This is a genomic window from Nostoc cf. edaphicum LEGE 07299, from assembly GCF_015207245.1.
GTDB classification, from domain to species: Bacteria; Cyanobacteriota; Cyanobacteriia; order Cyanobacteriales; family Nostocaceae; genus Nostoc; species Nostoc edaphicum_B.
Genome location: NZ_JADEXF010000181.1, coordinates 1 through 6761 on the forward strand (window position 1 = coordinate 1; position 6761 = coordinate 6761).

A 6761-nucleotide genomic window follows, 5' to 3' on the forward strand; every position below is an offset into this window, starting at 1 on the left:
ATACGCTAAAAAAAGCGTAGCTAAAAATAGACTAATTAACAACATTTTGGAGTTTATAAAGAAGAATTCAGAATCCAGAATTCGGAATGTAATTAGTGAAATACTCAAATTGTGCATTTATTACCCAACGATGCACTGAGCTTGTCGTACCACTTGCCTACGGCACGCTGTGCGAACGTGGAGGCAAGCTACGCAAAGCGTCTCGTAGAGAAGTGTCACACAGAATTATTCTGTTAGCGGTAGCGGGGCGTTTAGCCCATTCTGAGCCCTGAATTCTTTGTTAAGAAATTAACAGCAGCCACCACCGCTATAGTGCCAGGTTGAATCGGTAACAATTATTTCTGCTGGCTTACTAGCAGCAAGTTTAGCAGCAGTTTTATCACACACCGCAGCCGGAATACCTAGCTGAAGTAAATGACCTGCCAAATCGTCAAAGAAGGGTTCAGAACCAGCATAAATTGCTGTTTTTCCAGTGAAAATGCAAGCACCATCTTCTGGAATTACAACTTTAAATGAGACAGAATCCAGACTTTCTAAAAGTAAGTTTTCTTCTAAATTATAAGTCTGGGAATCTAGTAGGCGATAAGGACGACGGGCACGAATTTCAACTTGACCAAAACCAGCATTTATAATCCTTTCCGTATACTCTTGATATGTGAGCGCACCTGATAAACACATGGCTCTCAGTCGCTCATCTTCTTGAAGATGTGCTGGAATAGGACGAGTAGCAATTGGATCGCTCATCTGCAAGCGTCCACCTGGTTTTAACACCCGATATGCTTCTTTTAAAGCACGAGTTAAATCTTCTGGTTCAAAGATGTTGAAAAGGCAATTTTGTGCCACGATATCAACGCTAGCATCAGCAACAGGTAAATTAAAAGCATCACCTTCGCGGATTTCGACAAAGCTGGTGTTAAACCAGGGGTTTTCTTGAGCAGCAATTTCCAAATTACGTGCAGCTGCTTCCCGCATGGCTCCAACCGGTTCAACGGCAATTACAGCACTTGCATAACGGGAAAAATAAGCAAATTGCAACGCTTCTAAGCCGCCACCAACGCCGACGTACAGCACTGTAGGTTGGTTTCCTAGTTCGGTGGGGTGAACAGTGGTGCCACAACCATAATTCATTTCCTGCATTGGCAAAGGAATTTTCAATCCTGGTAGTTGCAGGGGCGTACTTTGTACACAACAAAGTCCAACTTGCGGGGTTTGGGCAACTTCGCGGTAGAACTGCGCTGCTGTTTCTAGATAGGTCATGCCACTTTGAGTTTTGGATTTTGGATGATGATAGCTTTGTGCATCCTAATATAATTAACTCTAAGTTGGATGAGTTTTTGTGGAGATTGCCAAAAACACCAAAGTTTGCTATGGTGAAGCCTTTTGCTTTTGGGCAATAGGCACTGAGGGAATAAGGAAGAATTATTGAAAAGTCTTTCGCTTGTCTCTCCCCAATTCAATCATGCAATGTGTAGCCAACACCGATCACAGTTTGAATAAGGCATTTTTCGTTATTGGCTTCAAGTTTCAGGCGCAGGTAGTTAATGTAGGGTTCAATAATGTTGGTATCGCCCATGAAGTCATAACCCCAGACTTCCTCTAAAATGCGATCGCAGCTAATTATCTGTCGCGGATGGGCCAGTAAATATTCTAGTAAATCAAATTCTTTAGCAGTTAACTCAATTAACCGCCGATCTCGATACACTTCGCGCGTGCGACGATTTAAACTCAGGTCTTCAAATTCTAAAACATCTGCGTACTCTGCTTTGTTGCTTCTTCGTAGATGAGCGCCGACTCTGGCTAATAATTCATCAACGCTGAAGGGTTTAACGAGGTAATCATCAGCACCAGCGTCTAAACCTGCAATGCGATCGCTCACTTCATCTTTGACGGTTAATAAGATTATCGGCACTTTCTCAGCTATACTTCGCAGGCGGCTGCAAATTTCCCACCCCGACAACCCAGGCAACATCCAGTCTAAAATTACTAAATCCAGATGCAACTCCCTTGCTGCGGTAAGTGCAGTTAATCCATCGTAGGCAATACTGACTTGATAGCCTTCATAATTCAATTCCAATTCGACAAATCGTGCCAGTTTGACCTCATCTTCAATCAGTAAGATGTGCGTCATGATGATCTTAATAATTTCAGCAGGATACGGGAAGCAACAATAATGCCAGCTACTTAATAGCCAAACATCTAATTAGGTGTACGTTAGCTTAGTATAAACCTAAGTAAGTAACAACCGTAAATCTGCAATTACCGATCGCTGCTCGATGAAGAACAATCCAACTGGCTATCAACAATAAGCTGTGATATCTTCACCACATTCATCGGCAAGATAACAGAGCGCTCTAAAACGCAAACCAACCACTTCCTCGTATAGAGGATTTAATTTACACATAGGTGGAATATGGAATAGCTTCCGACCAAACAGCGTGATGTCTCGTTCAAAGGGACATTGAGCAGGAATAGCTTTGCATAGGAAATGAGCCAATTTGGAGTTATGAATTTCTATAGTTTCCAACCATTCGCGGACTGGGTGCAGTAGATCGTTGTGTAAGTGAACTTGCATAAAGCTTGTCATAATTTTTCACCTTGATAATTTCAAACTAGATTGAGTTTTTTATATTTGAACCTCTATATATAAATACAGTTCGCTTTTGGAGTTTTATGCACTTATTACTTTTTTTTTGGTTCTCTACAGAGATCGAAATAGTAGTGTTAACTACACATTCAAGTACTACAGTTCCCGATAATTTGTCCTGATTTTTCAATATGAAGTGAAAAACCCATCCAAAACTGAACCCCCTAACCTTTCTTTAGTAGAGAAGCTCGATTTTAAAGACAAAAAGGTAGACAGGACAACGTTTTTCAGCAAATTGGCACTATTTGACAAACATTTCGGCTCAATCCCTGGACGATGCAGAATTTTTCAGGTTACTGATAGTACTTTATGTTTCTATTTAGTCTACGCATTTATTGATCAATTTAATATCAAGCTAATATGAATAAAGGTTTTTAAGTGCAATCGCTGATGTGCGATGGCACATTAATATAATTTATGCAAGCGAAAATCTCGTGAAGATAGCTGCGAAAATATACTTAATAATTTAACAAAATTTATTATTTGCCTTCTCATGTCTCAGAAAATATACGGTCACAATCATTAACTAATTACAGATATCCTTTATTAGAGCTAATTCGCTCTCAAAGTTAAGAAACTTGGTATCAGTTACTAAAACTATGACGAGTAGTTGGGCTGCTAGTCACCCTTCTCTTTCAAAGACGGGAACGCGTGACGATCCTAACGGCGCTGGCGCTAACGCTGCGATCGCAAAGCGTCACATTGGCGTAGCCTGGGAGCATCCGCTTTTGGCGGATCGCCCTGCGCTAAGGCGCACGCTACGCGAACAGACTAGAAGTCTGGGGCTATACAAACTAAACCCGCCTGCGCGGGTTTCAGAGAGTCCGCGTAGGCGGACTTCGTTTGTGTAGCCGCGATTTCCAATCGCCCGGTGTTTCTTCCAAAAGTGGATGCTCCCCGTAGCCTCTTGTAGAAAAGCTGGCTCACCGTTTTTACCACTTTAGTCAGCAGCTACTTTTTCAACTAGGAAGGTAAAAAATGGAATGGGCTATTTACAAAAAGAATACAGGCAGTTTTGTAATAGCAGTCGCAATTATGACTGGTGTTGGCGTAGTCTCATATCTTAGTTTGCTTCAGTATAGAGAAAACGCTCAATGGGTAACACATACACGCAAGGTGCTTGAAAAGACAAAAGAAGTAATGTCACAGATCAGAGATGCAGAGACTGGACAACGAGGCTATCTTCTCACAGGCAAAGAACGGTATCTGGAACCCTATCGCAGTGCAACTGGCGAGATTGCTCAGAAACTTAAGACTCTACGCCAATTGACTGCGGATAACCCGAATCAACAGCGGCGGCTCGATCGCCTTGAACCTCTGATAACGAAAAAAATGGTTTTGATGGAACAGACAATTAACGCTAGGAGCAAAAACTTGGAGTCCGCGCTGCAAATAATTCAGACAGATCGGGGTCAGCAGATTATGGAGGACATCCGAATGCTGACCACAGCTATGGAGAACGAAGAGAATGAGTTGTTGAAACAGCGATCGATGGAGGCGAACGCCAGCGCTCATCAAACAACTTTGCTAACTATTTTTGGCAGCATTATTGCTTCTGCGATCGTCGGTTTAGCAGCCACGATCACCAATCAGGAACTCGTCAAACGCAAGCAGATGGAAAATTCTCTGCAAAAGGCTCGCGATGAGTTAGAAATAGAGGTTAACAAACGGACTGCCGAACTGAGAAACACTAACGAAGAATTGCAAACTGAAATTAATGAGCGTAAAAAGGCGGAGTCAGAGATTCTACGTCTGAACGTCCAGCTTGAGGGGCGAGTTGCAGAACGCACAGCACAACTCGAAGCCACTAACAAAGAGATGGAAGCATTTAGTTATTCTGTGTCTCACGACCTGCGGGCCCCCTTGCGGAGCATCGATGGCTTTAGTCAAGCACTCCTAGAAGATTATGCTGACAAGCTGGACGCATTAGGTCAAAACTACCTTCAGCGAGTGCGTGCAGCCACCCAACGAATGGCACAACTGATCGACGATTTACTGAATCTGTCACGATTAACGCGTAGTGAGATGCGTTACGAAAAGGTTAATCTGAGCGCCCTAGTGGAGGCGATCGCTACAGAGTTGCACAAAACCCAACCAGAACGCCAAGTGGAGTTTATCATTACGCCGGGATTGGTTGCCAATGGTGATACTCATCTGTTACGGATCGTGCTAGAAAACCTGCTGGGTAATGCGTGGAAGTTTACAGGAAAAAATCAAAAAGCCCGCATAGAATTTGGGCTTTTACAGCAAGATGACACCCATGTATATTTTGTCCGCGATGATGGCACAGGCTTCGATATGGCCTATGTTGAGAAACTCTTCGGTGCTTTTCAGCGCCTACACGCCATGACTGAGTTTGAAGGCACTGGCATTGGACTAGCTACTGTGCAGCGCATTATCCACCGTCATGGTGGCCGTGTCTGGGCTGAAAGTGCAGTAGAGCAAGGCGCAACATTTTACTTCACCGTTTAAATAGAGGAATACAACATGATTTTACTTGTAGAAGACAATCCTGACGATGAAGCGCTCACCCTACGCGCACTTAAGAAAAACAATATTCTGAACGAGGTGGTGGTAGCACGCGATGGGGTGGAAGCTCTAGATTATCTCTTTGGTAAAGGTGTCTACGCCGATCGCGACATGAGCGTTATGCCGAATCTCATCCTTCTAGATTTGAAGTTGCCTAAAATGGATGGTATGGAAGTTTTGCGACAGCTACGAACCGACGATAGGACAAAAATCCTTCCCGTCGTCATTCTCACTTCGTCCAAAGAGGAGCAAGACTTAATCAATGGTTACAGCTTGGGAGCCAACAGCTATGTTCGCAAACCAGTAGACTTTTCCCAATTCAGTGAAGCAGTGCGACAACTAGGATTGTACTGGTTTGTCTTAAACGAATCACCACCAAGGATATAGCTTTTACCAATCCTCCAAAATCAGGTTATAGACGTAAGGCTGACTTTCTTAATTACGAATTACGAATTACGAATTACGAATTACATGGGTATACCTCTGCGCGTATTACTTGTTGAGGATTCAGAAGACGACGCTTTGTTGCTGCTGCGCGAACTGCAACGTGGTGGCTACGAAGTAACCTTTGAACGGATTGATACACCCACAGCCATGAAAGCTGCGATCGCAGGGCAAACATGGGATATCGTGATCTGCGATTATTCCATGCCCACCTTTAGCGCCCCGGCGGCATTGAAGCAGGTCAAGGAAAGTGGACTTGACCTGCCATTCATTATCGTCTCAGGCACTATTGGTGAAGATACGGCAGTCGCCGCGATGAAAGCTGGTGCCCATGACTACATCATCAAAGGCAATCTAGCACGACTTACCCCTGCTGTTGCCCGCGAGTTGCGCGAGGCACTAGTGAGACGGGAGCGTAAACAAGCAGAGGAGCAGATTAAAGCATCGCTTGAAGAAAAAGAGGTGCTATTGAAAGAAATTCATCACCGGGTAAAAAATAATTTGCAGATTATTTCCAGTCTGCTCAACCTGCAAGCAGAGTATCTCAAGGACAATCAAGCTCTTGAGGTATTTAAAGATAGCCAGAACCGGATTGAATCAATGGCTCTGATCCACGAGAAACTGTATCAATCTCAAGACTTGGCAAGAATTAATTTTGCCGACTATATTCAAGATTTAGTAACTAATTTATTTTATTCATACAACGTTAATTCCAGCGATATTACCTTGAAAATGAACGTTGAGGAGGTTTTTCTAGCCATTGATGCAGCTATTCCTTGCGGTTTGATTATCAATGAACTTATTTCAAATTCTCTAAAATATGCCTTTCCCCAAAGAGAACCGGGAGAAATTTGTATTGACTTTTGCTCCATGCAACCCAATTTATTTAGACTTAATATCAGTGATAATGGTGTCGGTTTTGCCCAATATTTTGACTTTCAAGCTACAGAATCATTAGGTTTACGATTAGTCAAAGGTCTAATACATCAGCTACAAGGCAATATCGATTTTACCAGTAACAAGGGAGTAGAGTATAAAATTATATTCCCAACTAAAAACTTCTAACTTTATAAGTTAAACACAATCATGAACCCAGTAAATATATTAGTTGTTGAAGATGAAATCATCGTAGCAATGGATATAA

At 42.8% G+C, this 6761-nt stretch carries 7 protein-coding genes; 4 read left to right on the plus strand and 3 right to left on the minus strand.

The genetic code is table 11. The annotated features are described in order from the left end of the window. Positions 1-288: 288 nt before the first annotated feature. From arsM to IQ229_RS07480, 3 genes are all read right to left on the minus strand, one after another. On the minus strand, positions 289-1257 hold the full coding sequence (gene arsM, locus IQ229_RS07470; protein WP_194042580.1) for an arsenosugar biosynthesis arsenite methyltransferase ArsM: 969 nt from the start codon (positions 1255-1257) through the stop codon (positions 289-291). A gap of 196 nt (positions 1258-1453) precedes the next feature. Beyond that, the gene (locus IQ229_RS07475) at positions 1454-2128 is read right to left on the minus strand and encodes a response regulator transcription factor (RefSeq protein ID WP_194042582.1); all 675 of its coding nucleotides are present in this window, start codon (positions 2126-2128) and stop codon (positions 1454-1456) included. Positions 2129-2296: 168 nt separating this feature from the next. Next, positions 2297-2584, minus strand: a complete 288-nt coding sequence (locus IQ229_RS07480; RefSeq protein ID WP_099101389.1) for a Mo-dependent nitrogenase C-terminal domain-containing protein — start codon at positions 2582-2584, stop codon at positions 2297-2299. 659 nt (positions 2585-3243) lie between these two features. Between IQ229_RS07480 and IQ229_RS07485 the strand changes: the two genes are divergently transcribed. From IQ229_RS07485 to IQ229_RS07500, 4 genes are all read left to right on the plus strand, one after another. Then, positions 3244-3495 (plus strand): hypothetical protein, encoded by a 252-nt coding sequence (locus IQ229_RS07485; RefSeq protein ID WP_194042584.1) that lies wholly within the window; start codon positions 3244-3246, stop codon positions 3493-3495. A 127-nt stretch (positions 3496-3622) separates the two neighbouring features. Further along, on the plus strand, positions 3623-5116 hold the full coding sequence (locus IQ229_RS07490) for a sensor histidine kinase (RefSeq protein ID WP_228013270.1): 1494 nt from the start codon (positions 3623-3625) through the stop codon (positions 5114-5116). 15 nt (positions 5117-5131) lie between these two features. Further along, the gene (locus IQ229_RS07495; RefSeq protein WP_194042586.1) at positions 5132-5560 is read left to right on the plus strand and encodes a response regulator; all 429 of its coding nucleotides are present in this window, start codon (positions 5132-5134) and stop codon (positions 5558-5560) included. Positions 5561-5644: 84 nt separating this feature from the next. After that, on the plus strand, positions 5645-6682 hold the full coding sequence (locus IQ229_RS07500) for a sensor histidine kinase (RefSeq protein ID WP_194042588.1): 1038 nt from the start codon (positions 5645-5647) through the stop codon (positions 6680-6682). Positions 6683-6761: the final 79 nt, after the last annotated feature.